28 protein-coding genes, 1 tRNA gene and 2 pseudogenes are annotated in these 25827 nt (G+C 52.8%); 15 read left to right on the top strand and 16 right to left on the bottom strand.

Annotated elements, in window-relative coordinates:
- Positions 1-263 precede the first annotated feature (263 nt).
- The 7 genes and pseudogenes from Q7J88_RS09005 to Q7J88_RS08980 form a co-directional block, all read right to left on the bottom strand.
- Positions 264-350, bottom strand: a complete 87-nt coding sequence (locus Q7J88_RS09005; protein WP_303721843.1) for a JAB domain-containing protein — start codon at positions 348-350, stop codon at positions 264-266.
- 58 nt (positions 351-408) lie between these two features.
- Positions 409-531: a hypothetical protein gene (locus tag Q7J88_RS09000; RefSeq protein WP_303721842.1), complete on the bottom strand. Its 123-nt coding sequence runs from the start codon at positions 529-531 to the stop codon at positions 409-411.
- A 104-nt stretch (positions 532-635) separates the two neighbouring features.
- Positions 636-761: pseudogene (locus Q7J88_RS15405) on the bottom strand (hypothetical protein); the annotation flags it as partial.
- A gap of 130 nt (positions 762-891) precedes the next feature.
- Positions 892-1395, bottom strand: coding sequence for a hypothetical protein (locus Q7J88_RS08995; RefSeq protein ID WP_303721841.1), 504 nt, complete (start codon positions 1393-1395; stop codon positions 892-894).
- A gap of 9 nt (positions 1396-1404) precedes the next feature.
- Positions 1405-1902 (bottom strand): ferritin family protein, encoded by a 498-nt coding sequence (locus Q7J88_RS08990; protein WP_303721840.1) that lies wholly within the window; start codon positions 1900-1902, stop codon positions 1405-1407.
- Positions 1903-1999: 97 nt separating this feature from the next.
- Complete coding sequence (locus Q7J88_RS08985; RefSeq protein WP_303721839.1) at positions 2000-2611, bottom strand: GDSL-type esterase/lipase family protein; 612 nt, start codon at positions 2609-2611, stop codon at positions 2000-2002.
- 18 nt (positions 2612-2629) lie between these two features.
- The gene (locus tag Q7J88_RS08980; RefSeq protein ID WP_303721838.1) at positions 2630-5146 is read right to left on the bottom strand and encodes a helicase C-terminal domain-containing protein; all 2517 of its coding nucleotides are present in this window, start codon (positions 5144-5146) and stop codon (positions 2630-2632) included.
- 127 nt (positions 5147-5273) lie between these two features.
- Between Q7J88_RS08980 and Q7J88_RS08975 the strand changes: the two genes are divergently transcribed.
- From Q7J88_RS08975 to Q7J88_RS08955, 5 genes are all read left to right on the top strand, one after another.
- Positions 5274-5564 (top strand): transposase, encoded by a 291-nt coding sequence (locus Q7J88_RS08975; RefSeq protein WP_303721837.1) that lies wholly within the window; start codon positions 5274-5276, stop codon positions 5562-5564.
- A gap of 16 nt (positions 5565-5580) precedes the next feature.
- Entirely contained in the window at positions 5581-5889 is a 309-nt protein-coding gene (locus Q7J88_RS08970; protein ID WP_303721836.1) for an IS3 family transposase, read from the top strand.
- Positions 5890-6022: 133 nt separating this feature from the next.
- The gene (locus tag Q7J88_RS08965) at positions 6023-6679 is read left to right on the top strand and encodes an endonuclease III domain-containing protein (RefSeq protein ID WP_303721835.1); all 657 of its coding nucleotides are present in this window, start codon (positions 6023-6025) and stop codon (positions 6677-6679) included.
- A gap of 62 nt (positions 6680-6741) precedes the next feature.
- The gene (locus Q7J88_RS08960) at positions 6742-8586 is read left to right on the top strand and encodes a glycosyltransferase family 39 protein (RefSeq protein WP_303721834.1); all 1845 of its coding nucleotides are present in this window, start codon (positions 6742-6744) and stop codon (positions 8584-8586) included.
- 4 nt (positions 8587-8590) lie between these two features.
- Entirely contained in the window at positions 8591-9388 is a 798-nt protein-coding gene (locus Q7J88_RS08955) for an ElyC/SanA/YdcF family protein (RefSeq protein ID WP_303721833.1), read from the top strand.
- A 37-nt stretch (positions 9389-9425) separates the two neighbouring features.
- Here Q7J88_RS08955 and Q7J88_RS08950 read toward each other — a convergent pair whose 3' ends face one another.
- Complete coding sequence (locus Q7J88_RS08950) at positions 9426-10118, bottom strand: phosphatase PAP2 family protein (RefSeq protein ID WP_303721832.1); 693 nt, start codon at positions 10116-10118, stop codon at positions 9426-9428.
- 157 nt (positions 10119-10275) lie between these two features.
- On the opposite strand from Q7J88_RS08950, the gene Q7J88_RS08945 reads away from it, so the two are divergent.
- The 7 genes from Q7J88_RS08945 (at position 10276) to Q7J88_RS08915 (ending at position 16118) form a co-directional block, all read left to right on the top strand.
- On the top strand, positions 10276-10986 hold the full coding sequence (locus Q7J88_RS08945; RefSeq protein ID WP_303721831.1) for a glycosyltransferase family 2 protein: 711 nt from the start codon (positions 10276-10278) through the stop codon (positions 10984-10986).
- On the top strand, positions 10983-11300 hold the full coding sequence (locus Q7J88_RS08940; protein ID WP_303721830.1) for a lipid-A-disaccharide synthase N-terminal domain-containing protein: 318 nt from the start codon (positions 10983-10985) through the stop codon (positions 11298-11300). The genes Q7J88_RS08945 and Q7J88_RS08940 overlap by 4 nt, the downstream gene beginning before the upstream one ends.
- Positions 11301-11541: 241 nt before the next feature.
- Positions 11542-11712: a hydrogen-dependent growth transcriptional repressor gene (locus Q7J88_RS08935; RefSeq protein WP_303721829.1), complete on the top strand. Its 171-nt coding sequence runs from the start codon at positions 11542-11544 to the stop codon at positions 11710-11712.
- A gap of 245 nt (positions 11713-11957) precedes the next feature.
- Entirely contained in the window at positions 11958-14741 is a 2784-nt protein-coding gene (ileS, locus tag Q7J88_RS08930) for an isoleucine--tRNA ligase (RefSeq protein ID WP_303721828.1), read from the top strand.
- On the top strand, positions 14741-15232 hold the full coding sequence (gene lspA, locus Q7J88_RS08925) for a signal peptidase II (protein WP_303721827.1): 492 nt from the start codon (positions 14741-14743) through the stop codon (positions 15230-15232). The genes ileS and lspA overlap by 1 nt, the downstream gene beginning before the upstream one ends.
- A 48-nt stretch (positions 15233-15280) precedes the next feature.
- Positions 15281-15898, top strand: coding sequence for a YigZ family protein (locus Q7J88_RS08920; protein ID WP_303721826.1), 618 nt, complete (start codon positions 15281-15283; stop codon positions 15896-15898).
- A 94-nt stretch (positions 15899-15992) separates the two neighbouring features.
- Positions 15993-16118, top strand: coding sequence for a hypothetical protein (locus Q7J88_RS08915; RefSeq protein WP_303721825.1), 126 nt, complete (start codon positions 15993-15995; stop codon positions 16116-16118).
- Positions 16119-16194: 76 nt separating this feature from the next.
- On the opposite strand, the gene Q7J88_RS08910 is transcribed toward Q7J88_RS08915, so the two are convergent.
- A complete protein-coding gene (locus tag Q7J88_RS08910) occupies positions 16195-16929 on the bottom strand; it encodes a Mut7-C RNAse domain-containing protein (RefSeq protein WP_303721824.1) in 735 nt (244 codons plus the stop codon).
- 126 nt (positions 16930-17055) lie between these two features.
- On the opposite strand from Q7J88_RS08910, the gene Q7J88_RS08905 reads away from it, so the two are divergent.
- The 3 genes from Q7J88_RS08905 (at position 17056) to Q7J88_RS08895 (ending at position 19984) form a co-directional block, all read left to right on the top strand.
- Entirely contained in the window at positions 17056-18516 is a 1461-nt protein-coding gene (locus Q7J88_RS08905; RefSeq protein ID WP_303721823.1) for a SpoIIE family protein phosphatase, read from the top strand.
- A 92-nt stretch (positions 18517-18608) separates the two neighbouring features.
- Positions 18609-18685 (top strand) — tRNA-Pro (locus Q7J88_RS08900).
- Between the two features lie 939 nt (positions 18686-19624).
- Positions 19625-19984 carry a KTSC domain-containing protein gene (locus tag Q7J88_RS08895; protein WP_303721822.1) on the top strand — a complete coding sequence of 120 codons (360 nt, stop codon included), beginning with the start codon at positions 19625-19627 and terminating at the stop codon, positions 19982-19984.
- A 115-nt stretch (positions 19985-20099) separates the two neighbouring features.
- Here Q7J88_RS08895 and Q7J88_RS08890 read toward each other — a convergent pair whose 3' ends face one another.
- The 7 genes and pseudogenes from Q7J88_RS08890 to Q7J88_RS08860 form a co-directional block, all read right to left on the bottom strand.
- The gene (locus Q7J88_RS08890) at positions 20100-20483 is read right to left on the bottom strand and encodes a hypothetical protein (protein WP_303721821.1); all 384 of its coding nucleotides are present in this window, start codon (positions 20481-20483) and stop codon (positions 20100-20102) included.
- A gap of 300 nt (positions 20484-20783) precedes the next feature.
- Positions 20784-21194, bottom strand: a complete 411-nt coding sequence (locus tag Q7J88_RS08885; protein WP_303721820.1) for a threonyl-tRNA synthetase editing domain-containing protein — start codon at positions 21192-21194, stop codon at positions 20784-20786.
- A gap of 388 nt (positions 21195-21582) precedes the next feature.
- Positions 21583-23151, bottom strand: a complete 1569-nt coding sequence (locus Q7J88_RS08880; protein WP_303721819.1) for a phosphotransferase — start codon at positions 23149-23151, stop codon at positions 21583-21585.
- Positions 23152-23262: 111 nt separating this feature from the next.
- Positions 23263-24738 carry a lipase maturation factor family protein gene (locus Q7J88_RS08875; protein ID WP_303721818.1) on the bottom strand — a complete coding sequence of 492 codons (1476 nt, stop codon included), beginning with the start codon at positions 24736-24738 and terminating at the stop codon, positions 23263-23265.
- Positions 24739-24746: 8 nt separating this feature from the next.
- Positions 24747-25145, bottom strand: coding sequence for a thiol-disulfide oxidoreductase DCC family protein (locus tag Q7J88_RS08870; RefSeq protein ID WP_303721817.1), 399 nt, complete (start codon positions 25143-25145; stop codon positions 24747-24749).
- Between the two features lie 128 nt (positions 25146-25273).
- Positions 25274-25471 carry a hypothetical protein gene (locus Q7J88_RS08865; RefSeq protein WP_303721816.1) on the bottom strand — a complete coding sequence of 66 codons (198 nt, stop codon included), beginning with the start codon at positions 25469-25471 and terminating at the stop codon, positions 25274-25276.
- Between the two features lie 205 nt (positions 25472-25676).
- Positions 25677-25827 (bottom strand): annotated as a pseudogene (locus Q7J88_RS08860) (IS481 family transposase); the annotation flags it as partial.

Here is a 25827-nt window from a genome sequence, read left to right as displayed (position 1 = left end):
AGACTGTATACCGAATGCGCACCCTTGTCTGTTCTGTATCTCATGTTTATATAATCAGATAGAACTGAACATTTTACAACAAAAAACATTTTCGCCTTTCATCCCCCACCTTTCGGAAGGAGACTTCCCGGCGAAGTGTTAAAGGTTCCTACACCACCCCCCGGTCCGCAAAACTGACATAATTCCCGTTGTCAATGATGATGTGGTTAAGCACGCGCCATCAGCTCTTCGACCTGTTTCAAGCGTTCGGTGATCTCTATATTCTAGCGGCTGGGAGTCGGATCTCCGGAAGGATGATTGTGAACAAACAGAACCACCGATGCCGACTCGCGAAGTACTTGAGCGAACACCTCGCGCGGATGGACGATGCCGGCATTCAGGCTACCTTCAGAGATCTGACTTCACGAATCAAAGATTCTTGCTGTCGAGCAGCAGGGCAAGAAACAGCTCTTTACGATAATCGCAGAGCCGCTCGTAGAAATGGGTAAACAAGTCCTGCAAAGAGCGATAGGTCTGTCCGGCTGGAGACAATTGCCGCTGAAACGGCGGAAGATCTGAAACAGCGCTTCACCCTCGGCGGCTTTGTCTTGGCCGATCACCGACTGTTGGCATAGGTCAATAATGCTAGCGGTGGATAACTGGCGTATCGAACCGAAGCAGGGCAACAGGGCACAGGCCAGATCGACTGCACTCTTTTTGATGGAGGAACCTCCAGTTCTGGTAATCAGTGCCAGAAGTTCGACATCGGTAAGCAGCTCCAACCCTTGGGCAAGCTATTTACAGCGTGGCCGGCCAACAAGCGGCCGCGGTTTGACCGGTCGCATATCCCCCTCCAGAATTGCGATGGCATAAAAAACGGGCCGCCCCTTCCGACGGCCCGACAGGATAAATTTATTCAGGATTTTCCTTCAGCGGGTTACCCCAGAAAGTCCCCAGGACTTTTTGATCCGCTTCGGTGATGATAGCGCCCCGCTGCCGCATCATATCGATCAGAGCATTAATCGAACGCCCTTCCGCCATCGCCTTTTCAACAATTTCCAGCGAATGACAACCTGTACAGCGGCTTTGGACCACGGCCCGGTACTCACGCAACGGATCGGTTTCATCTGGAGCAGCTTCTGCCATAGCCGATTTCTCTTCTTTTTCGCGACCCCAGAAAACACCCATCACTTTGCGGTCCTGTTCATCCAGCTTGGCTCCCATCCTGATCATCTTATCGATGATCGCATCCAGATCCGCGCCCTGCTTGCTGGCCTCTTCAATCCGCAAACGGGTGTGACATTGACTGCATTTCTCATCTAGAATCTGTTGGTATTTAACAAAGCTTCCCTCTTCGGCCGCAGCAGTCCCCAAAAGACAAAGGGAGAGCAGCCCGAACAATACAAGTTTTTTCATCCTTTAACTCTATTCCCTAACGTAAGTGTCGATATCTGTTTCATGCGGCATTCCCATCATGCGCGCATATTCCGATTCGACGATTTGATAATGATACGAGCTTGCCTTGGCGAGCTGTTCGAAAATTTCCCGAACCCCTGGATCGACGATCTGCTTTGCCTTGCCACGCAGAGTATTCTCCAAGTTCTGCTCTTTCTCCATGGCAATCTCACGTGCCCGGCGCTCTTTGATACCGATGTCGCTTAAACTGTTAAGCTCTTTCATCGCCTCCGTGTTGAAAGTGCACGTACTGTTGAGATATTCTTCAAGCGAGCTATACTCACCCCCCTGATAAAAACGGAACAGCTTGCCGGCCTGTTCCTCTTTCTCTTTTGCCAAGCGATTGAAGAATGTTTTGGCGGCATCGTCAGTGACTATTTCAGCAGCACGGCGATAAAAACAGATCATTCCCTTGCCGGTTTCAACAGCAACTTTGATCGCTTCTTTATGCTTCATCTCCTGCGGCATCGGCTCCTCCTCTTGTCTGGGGTTGACATCCGTATACTTACATTAAAGATAGCCGAGTGGTTTACTTTGTCAACTTGTCGACAGTACGCAGGAAATCCTAAATAACCCCAAGCTCGATCAGCTTGTCGGCCACTGCTTCAGCCAGCTTGCCGTAGCCGAGGTCATTCAGGTGAACCCGGTCGCTTTTGAATTGCTGGTCGCTCAACAACTCACCAAGCACATCATCAACCAGCGGGATATTCAGCTCTTTAGCCAGATCTTCATAAACATCGGCGTCGCTAAGCAAAAGGCCGGGACGGGGTACAGCGATCATCACCATCGGAAGTCCGCGCTGATTAACCGCTTCGAACATACGTCGTAGATTATCTTTCAACTGCTGCTTGTCCAGTTTCTGCAGCATGTCATTGCCGCCGTGGCAGAGAATAACCAGATCGGGCTCAATTTCATCCAAGACAGCCGGCAACCGCCGTGCTCCTTCCGCACTGACCTCCCCCGGCACTCCAGCGTTATGGACATTGCGAGCGATCAGCCGCTGCAGCTGCGCCGGGTAGTCGAAGCCCTTTTCGGCACCGGTGCCATAGGTCAGACTGTCACCGAAGGTCAGTATGACCGAGTTGGGACGCAATTGATGAAAAATCTGCCCACGGTCACACGCCATCAGCAGCAGTAAAAGCAAAGTGGCCAAAACAAACTTCAGCATTCTGTTCATAACACCCATCCTTTAGATTCAAGAGAAAAACCGAACGATTTCAGTAAAAACCTGCTCGCTTGTACCGGTGACCGTGTGCGCCGGTGGCAAGGAGCGCAAAAACATCCGCCCGTAACCGCGCCGCACCACGCGGGTATCGAGAATCAGCACGACACCGCGATCGCTGCGATGCCTGATCAATCGCCCGAAGCCCTGCTTGAAACGGATTACCGCCTGCGGCACCGTGTATTCCATAAAGGAATCTCCGCCACGCGCTTCGATCGCCTGGGCGCGCGCTTCCAGTACTGGTTCGGTCGGAACCCTAAACGGTAACCGGGCAATAATCACCTGCTCCAGCGAACGTCCCGGCACATCGACCCCTTCCCAAAAGGAATCGGTGCCGAACAGGATGCTGGTCTCGTCCTCAGCGAACCGCTTCAGCAAGCGGTGTCGATTTTCCTGCCCCTGCCGCAAACATCTCAGCCGCTGCGCTTCGAGAATCGGCGAGAGTTCATCATGCACCTGCCGCAGTAAGGCATAGGAGGTAAACAGGACAAAACTCCTCCCACCGCTAGCTAGTACCGCTTTTTCCACCCAATCCCGCACCGCTTCTGCAAAGCCCTGTTTGCCCGGCTCCGGCAAATCGCTCGGCACGGCGACCAATGCCTGCTGCTGATAATCAAACGGTGATTCAAGAGAAAGCTCCAGCAAGCGACCCTGCTCAACCCGGTCGAGTCCGACCCGCGACTGATAGTAGCCGAAGGTCCCGGCCACGGTCAAAGTGGCGCTGGTCATCACCAGAGTGCGGAAACGCTCGTAGAGCGCCTTGTTGAGGCTGTCAGCAACCTCCAAAGGCGCCTGCCAGAGGCTGGTTATCAGCCCCTTTCCGCGACCGATCCGTCCCTCGCGTATTTCCAGCCAGACACAGGAGGTTTCCGTCACTGCCTGGAACGAAGCCAGGTCGGCGGCGATTCCTTCCAGCCGTCCGGCAATGCCACGCAGATCGACCAACGACGAGTTCAGCTTGTCCGCCACATCTTCGGGCAAAGCATCCGCCGCCCGCAACAGGTTGAGCAATTGTTCAGACAGCTCATGGGTTCCGGTGCGCAGGGTTTCCACCCGTTGATAAATCTGTTTCCAGATCGGTGTCGCGAGGAAATCAGGCAGCACCCGGTGCTTCAGCTCAAATTTGCTGGTGACCTTTTTACCGAGCGCCTCCGGCAACTCCTCGCCGATCGACTGTAGTTCGCACAGCGCAGTTTCCAGCAGCAGATGCCGTTTACTGAACAGCGCTTCTATTTTCCCGTGCAGACTGCGGTACAGCTCATCCTCACTTTCCGGCAACTGTTGCGAAAGCTGATCAAGAAAGCGGGGCAACAAACCTTGGTTCGGCTTGCGCGGATGACGCAACCGATTTAATATCCGGGAATAAGTAAAGCGGGTGATTTGGGAAGAAAAATAGCTGGTGGCGACATCCTCCAGATGATGTGCCTCGTCTAGAATCACATGTTCAAAGGGGGGCAACACTGCTGTCGCCGAATAGTTGCTGGTCTGCACCCGCACTGCCAGATCGGACAGCAGCAGCGCATGGTTGACCACCAAGATATCTGCCCGCGCCGCCTGACGCCGAGCTTTATGAAAAAAACAGCGACTGTAGTGCTGACAGCGCACCCGCGCGCACTGGTCTGCCTCGCAGCAGACCTCCTCCCAGGCCTGGTAGCTAGGGATAAAGGAAAGATCCTCTTTTGAACCATCGCTGGTGGTTTCCGCCCACCTGAGGATCTGCTGAATCTCGTCGACCTGCTCCTGATCGAACAGGCCGAGATCGCGCCCGGCGCTCTCGCTACGCCGCCAGCAGAGGTAGTTGCTTCGCCCTTTGACCAGAACGGCATGAAATTCGATATTTGTTGAACGCTGCAGAAACGGCAAATCTTTACGAATCAGCTGTTCCTGCAGGTTGATGGTCCGGGTTGAGACAACTACCCGCTCGTTGTTGGCGCGCGCCCAGAGCAGTGCCGGCACCAGATAAGCGAGGCTTTTCCCGGTGCCGGTACCCGCCTCAATCATTGCCAGTTTGTCGTTGTTGAACGCTTCGGCGACGGCAAAGGCCATCCGCAACTGTTCCGGTCGCTCCTCAAAATCGGGCAGCTTCTCGGCGATCACCCCATCCGGTCCGAGCAATTCGCCAATCCGCTCCGGAACAATTTTCTGCTCGTCCTTGGCAGCAAAAGCTTCCACAACCCGATACAGCTTATCCACATTGTTATTCACAATGTAAAAGCCGACCCCCAAGGCTCCAAATTGCGAGGCTACTTCAACATCGGCGCCGGAAGGGTGCAGGACCCCGGAGGGATGATTGTGAATAACGACATCGCCGTATCCACAGGTCTGCAGGATCGCTGGCACCGACGCGTCGGAACCGCGCGCCAGCACCTCGATTTGCACAATGCGCCGCTCAGCATCGGTCTGCGCCAAAACGAAGATCTCATTACCACCGGCCTCGTGAATAGCATAGCGAAGTTGGTCAATACTGTCGGGGGAAAAGTAATCGAGCATGGGGAGGGATTATAGAGGAATGAAAAAGAGAAAGGGAAAGTAAATACAGCTGACAATTTCCAAATGACCTTCCGCCAAAATTGTGGGCAGTCCGAAAAGCTGCTACAACAACACTAGGAGAACTGGCATGGTTTCGAGGAGAAAAAGTTATTCCCGCGAATTTAAGATCGAGACGGTTCGTTTAGTGACCGGCAGCGATCATTCCGTGGCTGAGGTGGCCAGAGATCTGGAGATTCACCCCAACAAACTTTACAAGTGGATTCACCAGTACGGCGAGAATCCCAAAGAGGCCTTCCCCGGCGAAGGGAAGCGAACCTCTGAAGCAGAAGAACTTAGTCGGCTCAGGCGTGAAAATCAGCGCCTTAATATGGAGCGCGACATTTTAAAAAAGGCGATTCCATCTTCTCCACCGGCCTGAAGTGATTTTCCGTTTCATGCAGCAGCATCAGACGGAATTCCCCATCTCGGCCATGTGCGAAGTGCTGTCGGTCTCACGCAGCGGCTACTATACTTGGCGGAAGAATCCCGAATCCAAGCGAAAGCAGTCAATCAACAAACCGCAAAAGCAGATTCGCACCGTGCATCACGACAGCGGGGAATCTTACGGCAGCCCCCGCGTCTATCAGGCGCTCAAGCAGCAGGGCGAAGCCTGCAGCGAAAATATCGCAGCCCGCCTGATACGAAAAGTTGGCTTGCTATCAACCGAAGCAACCTACTGGCGAGAAATCTTCCAATTCCGCTAAAAGAATGATTACCCTGGGGGGCTGCCAAACAAGTAGCCCCGGGTGTTTTTTTACAAAAAGAGATTTATGCAGCTTCGCGCAACGATTATCATACGAGAATCAGACAATGAAACTGTATGAAATGGATTGATTCATGCCGCAACTGATGACGATCTACCAGCGCTTGTTCGACCACTACGGACCGCGCCACTGGTGGCCTGCAGAGACCCCTTTTGAGGTAGCTGTCGGGGCGATGCTGACCCAGAACACCAATTGGAGCAACGTGGAAAAGGCGATCAACAACCTGCGCGCCGCCAATGCCTTGAGTTGCCAGGCAATCAGCCATCTGCCCCGAAAAGAACTGGAAACCCTGATCCGTCCGTCCGGCTTTTTCCGTCAGAAAGCGGAACGCCTGCAGCTGTTCTGCAACTATCTGCGGGTCCACTACCACAGCAGCCTGGAAACCCTGTTGCAACAACCGTTGAAACCGCTGCGCAAGGAGTTGCTGGAGTTAAAAGGGATCGGCCCGGAAACCGCAGATTCAATTATGCTTTATGCCGGTGAGCACCCCACCTTCGTCGTCGATGCCTATACCGGTCGGCTGTTCAGCCGCCTCGGCTTTTTGGACGGTACAGAAAAATATCAGCAGATACGTAGCTTTTTCATGTCACAGCTGGACAGCCACAGCAAACTCTACAATGAATTTCACGCCTTGATCGTCATTCAATGCAAGGAACACTGCCGCAAAAAACCGCTCTGCGACAATTGTCCCCTCGAAATGATCTGCAGCTATCGACAACAGAATCCTTGATCGAAGTCGGCAGCTGCGGTACTTTCGGCAAAACACCTATCTTAATGAAATGAAAGACTGTCATGAATGAGTACCCTGAAAATAAAAAACAAGCAAAGAACGAAACGGAACAGCCCTCAGCTATTGGCCCGACTTCAAAGGACGTTGTAGAAGCCGAATATCTCGATGAGCAGAAACCGGTGCCCCCAACAGCAACGTCTGAAAAAAATCCTGAACCAGTGGAGCCAACTCCGAATAAAGAAAGTGACGCGGACTTTGACGATGATCTGGACGAGGAGTTCGAGGACGACATCGACGAAGACGAGGACGTTGAAGAAGACGGGGAAGAAGCCGATTCCATCCTGATCGACGCAGAAGATGCTGAAGATGAACCCGCTCCTGCGCAACCGGTCATCAAACCGAAGAACATTCGCTGGGATACCATGTTCCTGCTACTGCTGACCTGCATCACCCTGATCCGGCTCAGCTACCTCTATATCGTGCCCCTCGACCTCGGTCCAGACGAGAGTTACTACTGGGATTGGTCGCGCCATCTCGATCTCGGCTATTACAGTAAACCGCCCATGATCGCCTGGATCAACGCCGCCTCGACGGCGCTGCTCGGCATCAGCGCGCAGGCAGTCCGTATGCCCGCTGTTTTGTTCGGCGCCATCGGTCTGTTCGGCTTCTACCTGTGCGGCCGGCGGATGTTCAACGGCGAAATCGCCTTTTGGGCGGTTGCAGCCTGGCTGGCGACTCCCGGAACCGCCGCACTAGGACTGATCATGGCAACCGATGTGCTGTTGATCTGCTGCTGGTGCCTGGCACTCTATACCCTCTGGCGAGCAGTCGACAGCCAGCGTTCCGGTGCTTTCTGGTGGCTATCGACCATGCTGCTGATCGGCCTCGGTTCACTCAGCAAGCAGATGATGATGGTCTTCCCACTGCTGATGCTGATCTACCTGCTCTTCTCCGCAGACCGCAAGCAGCTGAAAACCAAGTGGCCCTGGTTGACCTGGGTCGGGTCACTGCTGTTCCTGATCCCGCCGCTCTGGTGGAACTTCCAGCACGACTGGATCACCTTCAAGCACACCGCCCATCACGTCGAGCCGATCGGCACCAACCTGCTCGATCATTTCAAGACCTTCGCCGAGTTTGTCGGCGGGCAGCTCGGCCTAATGACCCCGATCACCTGGCTGCTGCTGGTGCTGCTCTGCTTCACCCTGCTGCTGAAGCTGTTGAAATGGTCGCGACAGACCAAGTTCCTGTTTATCTTCGGCGGCCTCGGCCTGCTCGCCTTCGCCGGATTCAGCTTCAAGCAGAGCATCAACCCGAACTGGCCGGCCACCTTTTACCCAGCGGCTTTGCTGTTGCTCGCCGCTTGGGCGAAAGAGCAAATTTCGGCAGGATTTCTCGACGGCATGCGACGCTGGTTCGTGCCCGGCGTTAAGCTCGGCATCGCCCTGACGTTTATCGCCTACCTGCTGCCATTCATTATGCAGCTCAGCTTCCTGCCACTCGGCAAGAAGGATCCGACCTACCGGATCAAGGGTTGGCAGGAATTGGGCGTGCAGGTCGGTGAAATTCTGCAGCAGCAGCCGCGCCCGGCGCAAACCTTTATCCTCTCGCCGCTGCGCAAGTATCCAGCGGAGATCGCCTTCTACGCTCCCGGCCATCCGACCACCTACAAATGGCCCGGCAATCCACCAAAAGTCAGCAGCCAGTACGATCTCTGGCCCGGACCGGTCGACAAACTCGGCTGGGATGCGCTGATTGTGTACAATGCGGACAGCGAGCTGCCGAGTGATCTGACGGCCGCGTTCCAAAATGTGGTGGAGATCGGCGAACGCAGCATCCCGATCGGGGCCGCCGGCGAACGTAAATTCAAGCTGTGGCGTGGTGAAAAACTGCTCTCCTGGCCGGAGTGAATTGATGGAAAATATCGACAGCTACCTGTTCCTGCTGAAAAAGTTCATCAGTGGGCTGCTGATGCCAGTGCCAATGACTCTGCTGCTGCTGGTCTGGGCGGTGCTGTTCCTGCTGCGCGGCAAAACCCGCTGGTTAGGAGCGGTCTTTACGTTACTGGCGACAGCCCTGCTGTTCGTCGGCAGTTACACACCATTGAGTTCTAAAATCGCCGCCCCGCTGGAGCAGCGTTACGCCACTTATCAGCCAGCTGGACAACCGGCAGAATATGTTGCCGTACTCGGTAATAGTCATGTTGCTACGGAACAGCTGCCGATCACCAGTGAGCTGAGCCCCACCGGCATCGTCCGCATCACGGAAGGGATTCGTGTCTATCGGCTGAATCCGGGCAGCAAGCTGATCTTTACCGGCTATACTGCCGGGCAGCCGGAATCCTACGCGGAAAAAGCCAAGCAGCTGGCGTTGGCACTGGGCGTGCCGGAAGCGGATATTCTAGCCTTTAACGGCCCGAAAGACACTGCTGAGGAAGCAGCGCTGATCGCGGCAAATTTTGCGGGAAATCGGTTGGTGCTGGTCACCTCGGCGATGCACATGCCTCGCGCGATGGAGCTGTTTCAGCAGGTCGGCCTCAACCCGATACCGGCACCAACTGACCATCTGGCCAAACCGGTCCGCACCAAGTGGATGTTCCCCGACGCAAAAAGTTTGTTTCGCACGCGATACTGGATTCACGAACAGTTGGGACTACTGTGGAGCAAACTGACCAGTCACGTTAAAAAACAGCAGTCTGCAGAACAGCACTAAAAAGCCCTCTATTTCTGCAACAGAGGGCTCGTAGGCGTCAGTCACTGGGCGGCAATCGTTCCGGTTTAAGCAAAAAACATAAAAAGATCCCGGTCAGATAGACTATCCCCCAGGCCCAGAGGACATCGCTGGGGAAATGCCCTCCCTGTGCCAACCGGCCGGCCCCCATCAATATTCCATACAAGGTCCCACCGAACAAAAATCCCTTGGCAATCTTCTTGCGCCGTTTGCGCAACACAAAATAGGGTGCCATAACATAGAAACCGATTGAAGCATGGCCGGAGGGAAATGATTTGCTCGCTCCCGGTTCGCCACGCTCCCAGACCTTGAGAAACGGCAGGTGGCCGCCGAACTCGATAACATGCTTCGGTCGAGTCCGCCCCCAGTGGTCCTTGAATATCGCATTGACCAGCAGACCGGGACCGATCGCCAGCAGCAAAAGCAGCAGCAGATAACTACGCCACTGTCGACGGACCTGCGGCAGCTTCCAGCCGATTAGCAAACCGCCCAGACCGATCACCCCGATAATCGTGCCAGGGATCATCCCCCGCCGGTAAAGCAACTGCCACAGCCAGAAATCCTTAAACCGCCAACCTTCCACTGGAGTATAGAAATAGCGGGCAAGCTGCATGTCGATGTCGCTGAAGTAAAACAACAGGGTCAGCAGTAGCAAGGCCAGCAGTGGCAGACCCAACTCAACCAGCAGTCGGTTTTGTTTTATTTTGTCCAAAAGGTTCTCCACGTTCGTTCCAATGTCCGCGCACTTTAGTGGCAAGCGGCGCAACTTGTCAAGATTGGGCTTTTTTTTGCTGACTTGGTGTTCGGATACATGTTAAGTATTGCGGCTTGTCAAAATAACACTTACCCCACACAGGAACGATCCTATCATGAATAAAATCAGCTTCGTTGTTCCGATCTACAACGAGGAAGAAAATATCCGTAAGCTGGTCGAGGAGATCCAGGCAGTCGCCCCCGATCTGTCGAACGATTACGAAATCCTGCTGGTCGATGATTGCAGCAACGATGGCAGCTTGCCGGTCATCCGTGAACTGAAGACACAAATTCCGCAGCTGCGTTACCTTTCCTTCGCCCGCAACTGTGGCCAGTCGGCAGCGCTTTACGCCGGATTTCAGGCGGCCAGTGGCGATGTCATCATCACCATGGACGCCGACCTGCAGAACGATCCGACGGACCTGCGCCAGATGTACCAGCATTACGGTGAGTTCGACATGATCAACGGCTGGCGTTTCAACCGTCAGGATACATTGTCAAAAAAGATTGCCAGCAAAATAGGTAATTTCGTCCGCAACTGGATGACCAAGGAAACTATTCATGACACCGGCTGTTCATTGAAGATCATGAATGCCGAGATGCTGAAAAACGTCCGCATCTACAAAGGTCTGCACCGCTTCCTGCCGACACTGATGCGGATGGAGGGGGCAAAGGTGATCGAGGTCAAGGTCAACCATCGGCAACGGCTGTTTGGTGAGTCGAAATACACCAACCTGCAACGCGGCATCGAAGGCTTTTACGACCTGATAGCCGTCCGCTGGATGCAGAGTCGGCACCTAACGATTGAGGTCAAGGAAGAGAAATGATGAATTTAACCCCCACCGAAATCCTCATTCTGGTCATCGGCTTTGCCGGACAGGCGATGTTTTTCATGCGCTTTTTTGTCCAATGGCTCTATTCGGAAAAGCATAAACGTAGCCTGATTCCGACCGCCTTCTGGTATTTCAGTCTCGGCGGCGCTGCTTTACTGCTGACCTACGCGATCATCAAAAAGGACCCGGTATTCATTGTCGGCCAATCAACCGGTTTCATCATCTACACCCGCAACCTAATCCTGATCAAGCGCGAACAGACAGACCAGAAACAAGTAGAGCAGCAGAAAAAAACCAAAAAGTACTGACAGGGAAAACCTGTGCTCTTTTGTCCATGTATACAGAAAAATGCGTCAAATTGTCCAGATAGAGCCTATTTCCTTTTGGACCCCTAGGGCGAAAACAAAAGCTAACCCACTGATTTAACTGTAAACAACAATCTATACCAGTATACGCCACAAAACTGGCACCTCCTTTGCTCATATTAGAAAACATATCGCGGACAAAATGTCCCTTAACCGTTTTCAAATGAGTAAAGGAGCCAAAACAATGGGTCGTAGAGCAGTCAACGCAAAGAAATTTATCGTATCCTGTCGTGTCAATAATGAAGAGATGGACCTGCTGCAGCGCATGGCGAAAGAAACTGATAGCAGCATCTCCGACTTGCTGCGCAAATCGCTGGTCTCTCTGCACAATGAAAAGCAGCAACTCAGTGCCTAAGTGAGGCACTTTTCCCCCTGGCAGTATCCGGTTTTTTGATGGCCTGAGTGTGAACGTCCGGAAGGGACGTTCACAGCTGCCCACATTCCCCGTATAGACTCGCAAAAAGTACCATAAACACTGCCTTTCCCCTTGAACTTGTCAGCTGGTTTTGTTAGCCTGCCTGACTAATCTTTTCAGCACGCTCAAGCTTGCGAAACCGCTGAAACAGGTGGTTTCCGCTCTCAATAGAAAGAGGAACAGGCATGGACTACAAAGAAACCCTGAATCTTCCGCAAACCGACTTCCCGATGCGCGCCAACCTGCCGAATCGCGAACCACAGATCCTCAAACACTGGAAAGAAATCGACCTGAACACTAAGTTGGAGAACGCGAATAAGAAAACCGGCAAAAGCTTCATCCTGCATGACGGCCCCCCTTACGCCAACGGTCACCTGCACATGGGACATGCGCTCAACAAGACGCTCAAGGATATTATCATTAAAAGCAAGCGGATGCAGGGGTTCTACGCCCCCTACGTTCCGGGCTGGGACTGCCATGGATTGCCGATCGAGCTGATGGTCGACAAAAAGCTCGGCAAGAAGAAACGTGAGATGAGCAAGGCGGATGTGCGCCGCGAGTGCCGCGAGTATGCGAGGGAGTGGGTCCAGATTCAGAGCGAGGAATTCCAGCGTCTCGGCATCTTCGGCAACTGGAAAGATCCCTATCTGACCATGAGCGCCCACTACGAGGCACAGACCGCCCGTGAGCTGGCCAAGCTTGCGGAGCGCGGCTCCCTATTTAAGGGGAAGAAACCGATTCATTGGTGCTCTTCCTGCGTCACAGCGCTGGCCGAGGCAGAGGTTGAGTATGCAGACCACAGCTCACCGTCGATCTTCGTCAAGTTTCCTTACGCCGACGAGCTACCGGAAGCACTGAAGCAGTTCGAAGGCAAACAACTGAACTTTGTCATCTGGACCACGACCCCCTGGACCATCCCTGCCAACCTCGGAGTCTGCCTAAACCCGGAGCTGCCCTACGCAGTAATCGAGGTGAACGACGAGCTGCTGGTATTGGCCGAAGGGCTGGCCGAGTCAGTGATGAAGACCCTCGGGTTTGAGGAATTTTCGATCGCCGCCACATTTGAGGCCGCTGCGTTTGAGAACAGGAACTGCAAGCACCCGCTCTACGAGCGCAACTCGCTGATCATTCTCGGTGACCACGTCACCCTTGATGCTGGTACCGGCTGCGTCCACACCGCTCCCGGCCACGGTCAGGACGACTACGTCGTTGGCCTCAAGTACGGCCTGGAGATCTACAACCCGGTTGACGATTTCGGCCGCTACCGTGACGACTTGGAGCTGTTCGGCGGCATGAAGCTAAAAGACGCCAACCCGGCGGTTTGCGAAAAGTTGGCAGAAGTTGGTGCACTGCTGCAACAAAGTGAAATCAGCCACAGCTATCCGCACTGCTGGCGTTGCAAGAAGCCGATCATTTTCCGCGCCACCGAGCAATGGTTCGTCGGCATGGAACAGAACGACCTGCGCAAGAAAGCGCTGGTCGAGATCGACAAGGTCGAGTGGATTCCGGCCTGGGGGCGTGACCGCATCTACAACATGGTTGAAGGACGCCCTGACTGGTGCATCAGCCGCCAGCGAAGCTGGGGCGTACCGATCACTGTCGCCTACTGTGAGAAATGCGGCGAAGATCTGTGCGATGGCGTGGTGATGCACTACATCGCCGATAAGTTCGAGGCCACCGGCAGCGACGTCTGGTTCGAGAAGGATGCTAGCGAGCTGCTGCCACCGGGCACCAAGTGCCCGAAGTGCGGCCATGACCAGTTCACCAAGGAAACCGACATCCTTGATGTCTGGTTCGACTCCGGCGTCTCCCACGCCGCGGTCTGTGAGCACCGCGACTACCTACACAGCCCGGTCGACCTCTACCTGGAAGGCTCCGACCAGCACCGTGGCTGGTTTCATTCCAGCCTGCTGGAGTCGGTAGGCAGCCGCGACCGTGCTCCCTACAAGTCTGTACTGACCCACGGCTTTGTCCTCGATAAGGACGGCCGACCAATGTCGAAATCGCTCGGCAATATCATCAAGCCGGAAGAGATCATCCAGAAGTTCGGTGCCGAGATCCTGCGCATGTGGGTGGCGGCAACCGACTACCGTGACGACATCCGCATTGGCAACGAGACATTGCAACGCCTGTCGGACGCCTACCGAAGGATCCGCAACACCGCCCGCTACCTGCTCGGCAACCTGGCCGGCTTCGACCCTGCAATGGACATGGTCGCCGACAGCGAGCTGCTGGAGCTGGATCGCTGGGCGTTGTCAAAGCTCTCCGGGCTGGTTAAGAAGGTCGAAAAGGCCTACGAGAAATACGAGTTCCACGTTATCTATCATGCGGTGCATAACTTCTGCAGCATCGAGCTGTCAGCCTTCTACCTCGACATTCTCAAGGACCGACTCTACACCAGCCCGAAGTCGAGTGTTGAATACCGCAGCGCCCGCACTAGCATGTACCTCCTTCTAGACACCATCACCCGGCTGATTGCTCCGGTACTGACCTTTACTGCGGACGAGATCTGGCAGGAAATGCCGGGCGAACGGGAAGAGAGTGTCCATTTGGCCACTTTCCCGCAGCTGATGGACCAGCGCTTCGATGCCGAACTGGAGCAACGTTACGAGCAGCTACAGAAGATCCGCACCGAGGTCTCCAAAGTTCTGGAGAAGGCCCGTGCCGAAAAGAAGATTGGCCAGTCGCTGGAAGCCAAGCTAACCCTGCAGGTACCGGAAAGCGTCAAAGGCTTGCTGGAAGAATACCGCGAACAGCTGGCCAGTTTGTTCATCGTCTCTCAGGTCGAGTTGGTCGTAGAACTGAGCGACGGAACCAACGCTGAGCAACTGGCAGGACTGAAACTGAAGGTACTACCGGCAGACGGTGAAAAATGTGAACGCTGCTGGAACTTCGCAGTAAGTGTTGGTGAAAACAGTGAACACCCTAGCATCTGCGCCCGCTGCGTAGAGGCATTAAGCGGAGAGTAATGGGAAAATATCGAGTTTTCATAATCACTGCGGCTCTTAGTCTGGTCATTGATCAGCTGTCCAAGCTCTACATCGACAGTACTTTTGCGCTTTACGAATCGATCGCGGTGATTGAAAATTTTTTTCACATTACCTACGTGCGTAATCCGGGGGCGGCGTTCGGCATCCTTTCTAACAGCGCAGTGCGGATTCCGTTTTTCATCAGCGTTTCAGTGCTCGCCAGCATCGGAATCCTCTGGTACCTGCGCAAAGTAGATGCGGCTGATCTCTTGCAGCACTTTGCCCTCGGGCTGATCTTCAGCGGTGCGGTTGGCAATCTGATCGATCGGGCTCGGCTTGGCGAAGTGATCGACTTTCTCGATGCCCATTGGTACCAACACCACTGGCCAGCCTTCAACATCGCCGACAGTGCCATCTGCATCGGCGTGGCGGTGATGTTCCTCTGCACGTGGCAGGAAGAACGTAAAAAAAAGCGGTCACGCAAAAACTAACCCAATCCCCTTCTGCTTGCAGAAGGGGATTTTTCGTTCGGATCCCCTATGTCCCAATCCCGCTATCTCATTCCAGCAGGTTTTCAGCGCAGTGAAATCGAGGTACAACGAAGCCGCTTTATCACCAGCATCAAGGCAACTGACTCCCCCGAGACGGCCTTGGCGTTTGTTGCCCGATTGAAACAGGAATTCCCTGACGCCAACCATAACTGCTGGGCCTATTTGGTCGGACCGCCCGGCAGCAGCGACCGAATCGGAATGAGCGACGACGGCGAACCGCACGGTGCAGCCGGAAAACCGATGCTAACCGTTCTGAAGCACAGTAATCTCGGCGATATCGTGGTCGTGGTCACCCGCTATTTTGGCGGCATCAAACTGGGCAAGGGAGGAATGGTCAAAGCCTACACTCTGTCGGTACAGAGTGCGCTGGAGCAACTGGGAAAAACAGAGAAAGTCGACTGGCAGTTCTGCTCCATCGATTTCGATTATCCCTTGCTCAACAGCGTTGAAAGATTACTGTCCGACTTCGAAGCAGAAATTATAGCCCGTCGGTTCAGGGAACGGATTTGCCTCCAGCTAAAGTACCCCGTGGAACTAGAACCACAGTTGCACCAGCATTTGACCGATCTTTGCGCAGGGAAAATCACCTTCCTGCAGGAGGGCTGAAAAGGCTGGAAGGGAACAAAAGATCGACATCCCTTTCCCGCATTGCTAAAATGCCAAATTATCGATTGAGTGAATCTGATCAAGGAGGAAAACCATGATCCGCATACTTCTGGTCCTGATCCTGCTTTCGACCCTGTTTCTTTCCGGCTGCGAATGTGTCAGTGGCTTTGGGAGGGATTTGCAAAAATTTGGCAGTTGGATCGAACGCAACAGCAGTTGAAAGAACGATTAACACTTTGATTATAAAGCCCCATCGGTAATTGCCGGCGGGGCTTTCTTGTGCCTGCTACCCGATCTCATCCCACGCCCTTCAGGCATTCCAGCCAGGCGGCAATCTTACGGTAATGTGCCCCCTTCCAGTAGAGTTGCTCACAATCTCCACAGATGTGGAATTTCTGGTAATAACTAGCCGTTTTCGGCGGCAACCGGTTAACGATCAGATCCTTGTCGATAGCCTCCAGCAAGCCGTTACAATGCGGACAACGTCGCAGGGGGCGAATTTTCCGCAGCAGGTTATACCGCTGCAGCACCTCCTCAACCTGTTCGATGACGTTTTGCGAGCCAACCAGATACCCTTGGGTCACGCAGGCATGCTTAAGGATGCCCCGGTCACGAGTCAAAATGATCAAGTCTTCCCGAAGAGCCATTTCGATAATCTGCGAGTCACTATAATCATTGCGATAGCGGCAATCAAAACCGAGCATCCGCAATCGCCTGGCCAATTTTCCCAGATGGACATCGAGAATAAAAGCGATCAATTCCGGGGTTGGTGGAGACAGGTAGATTGCCTCCATTAGCCCAGGAGTACAGCCGAACGGATAAACAGCGACACGATCACCATCCTGCAATTGATAGGCAAAAGTGACCGAGCGCTGTGCGATCAGCAACAGATCGACCTCGGTGTGCGGCACCCCGAGAGCTTCGATCGCATCCTTTACCGCCGGTCGCCCATTAAACCTGTATTCAAGGTCAGTCGCAGCAACCATCTGCTGCAGCCGACCGAAAAACTTAAACCGCGCGCAGTTCTGCACCCGTTATGACTCCTTTCCTTTTGCCAAAAACCGCCAATCGCCGTTAATTCATTATCAACCGCAAAGACTGGATTGGCAAACCGTTAACAACCGCTAAACTATAAATAGTTAGCTCAAGGAGCACGGATGGATGAATTAAGAGCATTTCTCGCCGCCATTGTTGAATCCTCGGATGACGCGATCATCGGTCTCAATCAACAAGGGCGGATTTTCAGCTGGAATCGTGGCGCAAAACAGATTTATGGCTACACCAATGAAGAAGTGGTCGGCCAATCGATCTCGCGCCTGACCCTCCCTGAGCGCAGTGACGAGATTCATAACATGTTACGCAACTTGCAAAGCGGCCAACCAGTTCAGCATCTCAGCAGTATCCACCTGCACAAAAAAGGACTAAGCCTCTATGTTTCGCTCTCCGCTTCCCCGGTTATCGACCGCAATGGACAGCTGTTAGGCGCTTCTCTGATCGTCCGCGACATCACCCGGCAGCTAAAAGCGGAGGAGGCGTTGCGCGAAGCGGAGGAAAAATACCGCCAACTGTTTCATGCCGAACAGGACGCGATTATCCTGTTTGAGCAGGAAAGCGGCAAGATCCATGAAGCCAACGCCGCGGCCCTGAAACTTTACGGATATTCGCGCAACGAACTTCTGCAGATGCGTGTTAGCGAGTTGAACGTTTCCGGTGATGACAAATGGCTCAATCTGCAGCGCAGCAGCGCCTACCACCGCAACAGCAACGGCCAGCACTTCATCGCTGAGATCTCCCTCGGCAACCTGCACCTGAAAGGGCGAAGCATGCAGGTCATGATTGCTCGTGACATCAGCGAAAAACATCAGAATGTGCTGCTTCGGCAAGGGCTGGAATTAGCTAAAGATTTCCAGCAGCGCCTGTTGCCGGACACCACTCCGCAACTGCCCGGCTACGACATCTATGTGCAATCGAGCTACTGCCAGGATGCCGGGGGGGACTATTTCGATTTTTTCCCCCTTCCGAAAGAAACAGAACCGGGGCTGGCTTTTGCCGTTGGTGACGTTTCCGGTCATAACGTCGGCGCCGCCCTGCTGATGGCACTGACCAAAGGAATCTTGCAGAATGAAGCAAGGCATAGCCTGCTGGAGTCGGACCGACTGCTCCGAACCCTCAACCAGCACCTGCTTCGTAGCGCTACCGATAGCAGCTTCCTGACCCTGTTTTTCGGCCGTATCGAGGCGCAACGACACTTGCTGCACTGGAACAGTGCCGGACATGGACCGGTTTTCTGCTACAACAGAGACCAGGATAAGATTATCGAGCTGCCCCCTAACGATATCCCGCTCGGCATCGCCGCCAAAGCTCGCTACACCCCCCCATCTCCATTTCAACTAAAAACCGGCGACATCCTGCTGGTTGGCACCGACGGACTATGGGAGACACGCAATCCACAAGGAGAAATGTTCCGCAGCGACCGCCTGCGGCAGATCATCGCATCTCACCGGGAAAAGGATGCCCAGAGCATTTACCAGATTATCATGCAAAAAATAACCGATTTCAGGCGCAATCTGGCCGCCGAGGACGACATGACGCTGATGGTAATCAAGGTCACCGGATAAGCATATGCCGATTTTCCGAGAGAACAAATAACTGCTTGCTTTTCGATTTGAACGGTGCTAAAAGTATCGGCCGTACTTCGGGAAAGACGTGTCGGGGCGTAGCGCAGTCTGGTAGCGCACATGCTTCGGGAGCATGGGGTCGGAGGTTCAAATCCTCTCGCCCCGACCATTTTCCCCGATGTAGTTACGCACACTTAGGCTGAGACTAGATGTCTCGGCTTTTTGTGTTTCTGGGGTCATTGCCACATTTCAGGAAATCCGTGCCCGTTCTGTGCCCGTTTGTTGAAAAAAAGCATACCCCTCGATTCAGATTTTTGTCAGAATCTCTCACTATCTTTCCTGGATAGAAGAATACCAACACACTACCTGCACTATAAAATCTTATCTATACATAGAGGGGAAAATGAGCCTGAGTAGAGAATCCATACAATGGGCAATTGATTTTGTATCTGCCCATTCTGACGGAGATCTGTTTCAAAGCCAACTTTAACTTCTGGCGAATCTGCGCTTTTAATGAGTCAGCCAAACAGGGGGTATTTAACCCGTGCCCTCTGTGATATAGTTTAACTACCTCACGATGAAAATGAGGGTTCTCGAATGCAAAGGAGGAAGACGTTATGCCAGTCTTAGAGCCACCGGGCCATTTAGGGGAAATCTCAACAATCTGACATGTGGGAATATTTGGATCGTTGAGATTTGGTGATCCAAGGAAGGCTCTCACGATGGGAGCACCCACAAAAAGAAAAATCAACAAAAAGCACCCCAGGAATCTCTGGGGTGCTTTTCTATTTGTCACTATTTTTGAAACATCCGCCTTACCCCATCTTTTGCCTAATCCCAGTCCCGCCCTGCGGAGGTCAAGGTGCTATTTAAATGGCCATTCTTGACATACCCATATTGCAAGGCTTTAATATTTAATGAGGGGTCTGGTGTGGCAACCCTTCTGAAACCCGGTGTAGTTTCCTCCAATACTACATCGGGTTTCTTTTAGTAAATGACGAGTCTTGGGAACGGGGGGCAATGAGGGCACTTGTCAATAGACTGCAGATGGTAGAATCTAATTGTGGTCAATTAAGCAAAAGGAAAGTTAGAAAGAAAGGAAGCGCAAATGCGATTTTTCTTTGTAGCCACATTGATGTTTGCGGGAGTCATTCTATTGCAAATTTCTACAGTTAAGGCCCGGGAAGTTTACATAAATGACTGGGGAATAGTCGAGGTCGATGCAGAACACTTCATCAGCCTTCAGGGGAAGATGAAACCGTCCAGCCAAATCAATCGAATGTATTACGACGTTGACAACCAGTATCTATTGGTCAGCCTCAACGGAACTTTCTACCATTACTGCAAAATACCTCAAGACGTTATCGACTCCTGGCTGACTTCGGATTCTTTAAGTGAATACTATCAAAAAGACATTAAAGGAAATTTTGATTGCAAAACCAATCCGCCCCCCGACTACCGGAGATAAATTTTTACTATCTGTAAATTCTTCCCTGCACTTGATTCATAAAGAATTTAACTATACGAGTTTTGAGATTTACTGCTCAGACAAATAAGCCCCGATTCAGGAGATGTTTTCAACATCAGTGAAGAACCTCAAAAGGTAAATCGTCTTCATCGTCTAAAATGGGATCATCACTCACTGTATCCACAATCATGGTATGGCATTCCACGTCAAACCATTCATAGAACAGCATCAAGGTCAGATTTTGAGGCCACATGCTTTCATCAGTTATCCAGCTGTCTAATTCATTCTGAAACATATTAAGATAATTAAGTTCTACCCATTGAGAGACTGATTCATCCGTTTCGGCATCCTCATCGCTGATTAAATAAACCGTCCTTTCATTATTAATTTCCTCCTCAGTGATTTCCGTATTGTCAATGACATCTGTTAAATCCGAATCGTTGACCCATCGGATGGCAGGTTCTTTATATTTCAGAATTATTGCAGCTCTGTTGATCATGATAACCCTAGTCTTCAGAAATTGTTCAATCAGATCACGATCCGTCAAAAACGGAAAGGCCATTAGCCAATTAATGCCGATATTTAGGAAGCGTCAAATCCCCGCAACGAACTGTACCAGAGTCATTTCAAAAAATCTCTCTCTACTCCTCCAACTTCATCGATTTGTTCTGAATCTCAGCTTAAAGATGACTTGTGATTTATAGGAAATGCTTAGTCCATTAGCTCGGACCGGAACTTACGAGTTTTAAGACGGAAATCGGCTTAGCTGTCCATTTTGCTTAAAATCCCTGGATATCGTTTAGAAGGATGCAAAGATCCGCGCCGTTGATCGCCCCGGTGCCTGCAGATCGAGGTCAAGAAAGTAGCCGAAAGGGGTTTGCCAAACATCGTAACCAGCATTGACCAAGCGTTGACTGGCCCGGCCCAGTAGCTCGCGGGTGAATTCGGCATCGGCTTTAGTTTCTGCTAGATGCGAAAAGGAGTGCAGAACGATGCGCTTGCTGTCGTTTTTGCGTGCACCCCACTTCAGGTTCTTGATCAATTTTTTTTCTGCCCGCCCCGGATCTTTTTCATCGAAGGTTTCGGCATGAATCAAGCCAATTACGGCATCCTTGATCTCACCACCATCTGTAATGTCTGGTTCGTTCTCTAGGGTTTTTTGGGAAGGGACGAAGGTAAAACGGTCGCAATAGATCATTAGCAGTTTCATCTTTTGAGTATAGCTCAGGTCTGAACCTTATCGGCACAAAATTGCTCTGGGTGCCCGCTCCAAAATTTCATATCAACCAATACGTCCACAAGATCAAATAATTCAAATTCCTCCCTGGCTGTAATCAAACAGCTATTTCCACTAGAATCATCTCGAAAGTCCTTATCAAAAAGCCCCTTCCGCTAAGTTGCTGATGTTACAGCAATGCGAAAGGGCCGATTTTGTGTTCCATATGTCGGGGGCCGTGAGATTAAATCACAAATTTTGACACAGCAAAATCCCCTCACGTATGGTTTATTGTTGGTCTATTTACCGCTATCCTCAAAGAGCCAGTCTTGTGACGATGTCTGCCCGGTGGATGTGATTAACTGGGAAACGACCGCGCCTTTTAGCTTAACAGCTTGTCTTCCTCGAGGACGTGTTCTGCGTCGGTAGCAAACTTGAAACCAAGATAGGTGCTAAGGATTTGCTCGGCCTCGAGGAGTACCCGCCACAAATCAGCACTCTTGCCTTTGCCCACCTTGACCAAAAAAGCTGCGATACTCAGGTTGGTTCGTGCCCGAAACAGCTCCACCTGTCGCTGGAATTCATCTGTGGGGAGACAGACCGCTTCCAGATAGGTTGTCAGAAAGAGTTCTGCTGGATAGGCCTTAAGAATTTTCGGGTGCTCAAAAAACTGGTTGCGAAACTGGGCAAGAAAACAACCAACGTCGAAGGCTGGCGGTAATTGCAAAGAACTCTCAAAATCTATCGCGGCAACAAACTGGGTACTGCTGTTGTCCCCTTGATCCTGGCCGATGATAATATTTTTCGGGTGGAAATCCCCATGTCCCTGAATGAAGAAGTTCGTCCCGCCAGCAATCAGCGTCCCTTCTTGTTCAAGAAGAACGTCCATAATAGCTTGGGCGCGACCGGTATGGGGATGGTCTATATTCCTGAACCGTTCTACGTAACGACTAAGGCGCTGTTCCTCACGTTCCCAGAATTCTGTCAGCGGGGTAATTGCCAGGCGGCAGTTATGCAACCGGGCCAGCCAACGGGCCGCAAGCTGCAAATAGTAGCGTCCGTCTGCAGGAGTTGCAAACAACAGCTTGTCAAAAAGTGACTTGCCGCGCAGCCCCTGCTGAATCAGAGTCCTGTTGCCCACATCCTGGTCGATCGGCTGTGGTACCCGGAACCGGCCACCAGCAAACCCATGTCGCGCCAGCTCTCCCAGCAGGAAGTGGGCTCGCTGGGCAGATTTCCAATTGATAGGCGACTCCGGCTGCCGGATAATAATCCGTTCCCGTACTTCGTCAGTGCCCTTGGTTCCAAAAGTCACTTCAGTCACCCCGTTCGCGGCACCTGTCTTGGGAATCTCTTTGAAAAATGGCCGGCAGCGCCCATGACGGATTTCGCAGGCCAGCTCTTCCACCGTGGCGATCGGATGATCGAAGAGGGTCGGGTAAAGGCCGGCATAGCTCTCTCCGTGAGTGTCAGTGCCGGCGATGGCGGTAAAACGCTCACGGTGCCAGTCCTGCAAGCCCCTACTGTTCTCCCGCACACTGTGATTCGAGTTGAAAATTTCGATGGCATCGAGTAACGGAGAGTCGAGCTGCTCGATCTCAGGTAACCGTTCCTTGCGATAGGGGTGAGCCCAGACCAAGGCTGCCGCAGGGAACAATTCACGAATCTGCGATAACGAGGTGCCTGCTTGCAGGCTCTGGTCAGCACCGTAGACAAGTACATCTCCCAGTTCGGGGGTCTTGACTTCCTGGCCGGAAAAGATCAGGAAGTGCTTCGGAACCTTCGTCGCACATCGCAATCTTTTGAGTTCATCCGCTGACCAGAGATAATGGTGATCGGTAAGAACCACGCCCTGCAGCCCCTTGGCCAATAGTCTCTGAACCAGCTCCACTGCCCCGACCTGACTGCAACTTGAATGCTCCTTGGTATGACAGTGCATTTCCAGCAGCATAGACCACACCCTTTCCCAGTATAAACAGCGCGCTACTTTCTTTTATTTTACTCCGAACCGGCTGAGAAGTTCAGATGGGTCAGGGGGCCTTTGCCACTCAAGCAGAGACCATCAGTACAGTAAACCTCCTTTCTTTTGATCAGATTTTAGAGATACCACCAGCAACTCTTCAATCAGGTTCCGTTTCCACCAGGCACCGTTAGCCCGACGGGTCACACGGTCGGTAAACTGGTAACGATAGAGCAGTAAGCGGATCAAGGTCGGTGGAGTTTCTTTGAAGGGGTTTTCCTGTAGCAGGGCGGAGACCTCTGTGCTCCCCTCCAACAACCGCTGCAACAGAGTTGCCAGCCAGGGATCGAGGCGTTGAGGATTGAGGGCGGCAAACCACATCTGCCAGTCGAGGCGTGGCATGTGCGGAGCCACCTGCCGTGGTGGGCGAGCCGGGTCGCCCGGTTTCCAACGGAACCGATAGCGCTGCCACTGCTGACCGTCACAGCTCCCCTCGATTTCGAATTCCAGGCGCTGGGTAGTCATCACCGCGAACAGACCATAGGGATTGGAGATCATCCAGCTAGACAGGAACTGCATTAGCCGGCCTCTGGGAAGCGGAGGGATGAACAGGTTGAACAGCTGCATGCTGTTGAGCAGGATAAAGCTGAGAAAAACCGGCGCCAACAGGACTATCAGCAGCGACCTGTCCGGCAACAGGGTCAGCGGTGCCAGCAGCTCCTGCAGCGGCCAGAGGTAGCTGGCATCCAACAGGGGGACCAACAGGGTGATGGTCAGCAGATTGAAGAAACCGAAATTACCGCTGGCCGTCAACATCAGCTGAAAAGCGATGCTGAGCAGAAAGCCAAGCAGCCGTAACGGGGCCGGGGCCAGAAAAAGCAGTGGCACCAGCAGTTCGAAGAAGAAAGTCCCAAGGGTGGAAAGTCGCTGGCACCAACGGGGCAGCTGATGGGCGTACCAGGCGAGCCGGTTGGGCAGCGGCTGGGTCCAGTAATGATAATCGAGAGCTCGCAGTCGACGCCAATTGGGATCGCCACTGCTCAGCTTGACAATCCCGGCGGAGAGCAGAAAGCGGCAGCAAAAGACCCAGAAGCTGACGATCATCAGCAGCGACGGCGGCGTCACCAAGGCGAAAAAGATGCTCATAAAACCGGTTTCCAGCAGCAGCGCATCCCACTGGAAAGAGAGGAAATCCCGACCGACCGACACAAAAGAGAGATACAACAGCCATAGCAGCAGCAACAGCAGCGGTGGCCAGAGTCCGAGTAACAACAGCAATGAGCAGAGCAGGCCGGCATTGGCGGTCTGAGAAAGAAAACGATCGTCGCTTTTAAACCAGAACAGGCTCGGGATTCGCAGCAGACCTTTTCGCCCCAGGGACTGCTGTATCCGAGTCAAGTAGACACCGATCGGCAGCAATCCCTGGCGACCGTAAAGTCCTAGAAGTTGGCTCTTTAAAGACCAGAAGGCGATCAAGTAAACAATCGCCAATAGTTTAAGGAACAACCACTGAACTGCCAGGTAGGAAGGATCGGGCTGCAGCAGCAGATCAAAAATGATTCGATTCCCCTCGCCCATAGCTCTCCTCATTCGAGAAATCGGTGGCGGTCCTCCTCACTCGGCAACCGGCAGCTCTGTCGGCGGCCGAACCAGCGATAGCGGTTGTTGGCGAGCAGCCGGTAGCCGCTCTCACGCCAGGAGCGTGGCAGCAGTATAAACCCGTACAGCAGCGCCCAGGCACCATTCAGTCGCCGGGCCACCTGCAACGCTGCGTCACTGCGCAGGTAGATGTTCCGGCCAACGATCAGCACCATCGTCTCACCACTCACATCGGTCAGTCGGTGTTCTGCCAGCAGCCGTTCGCCAGCCGGAGACTGCATGGCGGCAAAGCGGAAAGCACCGGCATCCCGTTTGATGATGAACTGAACCGCTGCCGAGCAAAGGTTGCAGACCCCGTCGAACAGCAGCACTGGATGCTCATTCATAGTCATCCTTCTTCCACAGGCGCCGGACTGCGACACTATTTCCTGGTGTTAAATGCGCTTGATCTCAAAGACCTCGTTAACCATAGCGTCCTATGCGACGATCAATCGGTACTACTTCTTCCACTGAATCAATAACCCGCCTGACTCTGCGACAGCAGCTTTTCAGCTCGGGGAATATCCTCTTCGGCGACGTTGATCTGATAAGAACCCATTCCGGGTTCTGGCTCTGCACCCAGGGAGTACTCTATACCGCCGGATCGGAGGATCTTTTCCACCCGTTCCAAGTCGGTTTGATCTTTGGGGTCATAGAAGTGTGTCATGCTCATTACACCTCCTCTCAATATCGTCTGTTACCTTAATTTTAGCACCATTCCCAACCTCGCTATTGATCAGCCAGAAAGCTGTGGTCTTTCGTCACATGTTGGAGACAAACAGAGCCGAGCTGATGTTGAACTCCTTTTCTTAGCTGTTGAGTGCCAGGACATCGCTAACGAATTTTAGTGCCACAACATCGCACACACTCAACACGGTTTATCTGAGTTTGTAATCAAATTCCTCTACCTGGGTTTTGTCCAGATAGAGCTTTAACCTTTGCTCTTTGACATCGATAGTAGCCACCACGTATTCAAGCTTCAGTTCCGGCGGGACAGCAAACAGTTCGCCGAGAATGTTCAGCTTAAGA

It is taken from the genome of Malonomonas rubra (assembly GCF_003247215.1).
Classification (GTDB): Bacteria; Desulfobacterota; Desulfuromonadia; order Desulfuromonadales; family Geopsychrobacteraceae; genus Malonomonas; species Malonomonas rubra_A.
The sequence above is the reverse complement of the archived record's forward strand: the minus strand, read 5'-3'. Positions and strand labels throughout refer to the sequence as shown.

Excerpts from the sequence above, each read along its gene's own strand:
- Q7J88_RS08995 (WP_303721841.1), bottom strand. The coding sequence starts at position 1,395 with ATGAAAAAACTTGTATTGTTCGGGCTGCTCTCCCTTTGTCTTTTGGGG.
- Q7J88_RS08990 (WP_303721840.1), bottom strand. The coding sequence starts at position 1,902 with ATGCCGCAGGAGATGAAGCATAAAGAAGCGATCAAAGTTGCTGTTGAA.
- Q7J88_RS08985 (WP_303721839.1), bottom strand. The coding sequence starts at position 2,611 with ATGAACAGAATGCTGAAGTTTGTTTTGGCCACTTTGCTTTTACTGCTG.
- Q7J88_RS08980 (WP_303721838.1), bottom strand. The coding sequence starts at position 5,146 with ATGCTCGATTACTTTTCCCCCGACAGTATTGACCAACTTCGCTATGCT.
- Q7J88_RS08975 (WP_303721837.1), top strand. The coding sequence starts at position 5,274 with ATGGTTTCGAGGAGAAAAAGTTATTCCCGCGAATTTAAGATCGAGACG.
- Q7J88_RS08970 (WP_303721836.1), top strand. The coding sequence starts at position 5,581 with ATGCAGCAGCATCAGACGGAATTCCCCATCTCGGCCATGTGCGAAGTG.
- Q7J88_RS08965 (WP_303721835.1), top strand. The coding sequence starts at position 6,023 with ATGCCGCAACTGATGACGATCTACCAGCGCTTGTTCGACCACTACGGA.
- Q7J88_RS08960 (WP_303721834.1), top strand. The coding sequence starts at position 6,742 with ATGAATGAGTACCCTGAAAATAAAAAACAAGCAAAGAACGAAACGGAA.
- Q7J88_RS08955 (WP_303721833.1), top strand. The coding sequence starts at position 8,591 with ATGGAAAATATCGACAGCTACCTGTTCCTGCTGAAAAAGTTCATCAGT.
- Q7J88_RS08945 (WP_303721831.1), top strand. The coding sequence starts at position 10,276 with ATGAATAAAATCAGCTTCGTTGTTCCGATCTACAACGAGGAAGAAAAT.
- Q7J88_RS08940 (WP_303721830.1), top strand. The coding sequence starts at position 10,983 with ATGATGAATTTAACCCCCACCGAAATCCTCATTCTGGTCATCGGCTTT.
- Q7J88_RS08935 (WP_303721829.1), top strand. The coding sequence starts at position 11,542 with ATGGGTCGTAGAGCAGTCAACGCAAAGAAATTTATCGTATCCTGTCGT.
- ileS (WP_303721828.1), top strand. The coding sequence starts at position 11,958 with ATGGACTACAAAGAAACCCTGAATCTTCCGCAAACCGACTTCCCGATG.
- lspA (WP_303721827.1), top strand. The coding sequence starts at position 14,741 with ATGGGAAAATATCGAGTTTTCATAATCACTGCGGCTCTTAGTCTGGTC.
- Q7J88_RS08920 (WP_303721826.1), top strand. The coding sequence starts at position 15,281 with ATGTCCCAATCCCGCTATCTCATTCCAGCAGGTTTTCAGCGCAGTGAA.
- Q7J88_RS08915 (WP_303721825.1), top strand. The coding sequence starts at position 15,993 with ATGATCCGCATACTTCTGGTCCTGATCCTGCTTTCGACCCTGTTTCTT.
- Q7J88_RS08905 (WP_303721823.1), top strand. The coding sequence starts at position 17,056 with ATGGATGAATTAAGAGCATTTCTCGCCGCCATTGTTGAATCCTCGGAT.
- Q7J88_RS08895 (WP_303721822.1), top strand. The coding sequence starts at position 19,625 with ATGCGATTTTTCTTTGTAGCCACATTGATGTTTGCGGGAGTCATTCTA.
- Q7J88_RS08890 (WP_303721821.1), bottom strand. The coding sequence starts at position 20,483 with ATGATCAACAGAGCTGCAATAATTCTGAAATATAAAGAACCTGCCATC.
- Q7J88_RS08885 (WP_303721820.1), bottom strand. The coding sequence starts at position 21,194 with ATGAAACTGCTAATGATCTATTGCGACCGTTTTACCTTCGTCCCTTCC.
- Q7J88_RS08880 (WP_303721819.1), bottom strand. The coding sequence starts at position 23,151 with ATGCTGCTGGAAATGCACTGTCATACCAAGGAGCATTCAAGTTGCAGT.
- Q7J88_RS08875 (WP_303721818.1), bottom strand. The coding sequence starts at position 24,738 with ATGGGCGAGGGGAATCGAATCATTTTTGATCTGCTGCTGCAGCCCGAT.
- Q7J88_RS08870 (WP_303721817.1), bottom strand. The coding sequence starts at position 25,145 with ATGAATGAGCATCCAGTGCTGCTGTTCGACGGGGTCTGCAACCTTTGC.
- Q7J88_RS08865 (WP_303721816.1), bottom strand. The coding sequence starts at position 25,471 with ATGAGCATGACACACTTCTATGACCCCAAAGATCAAACCGACTTGGAA.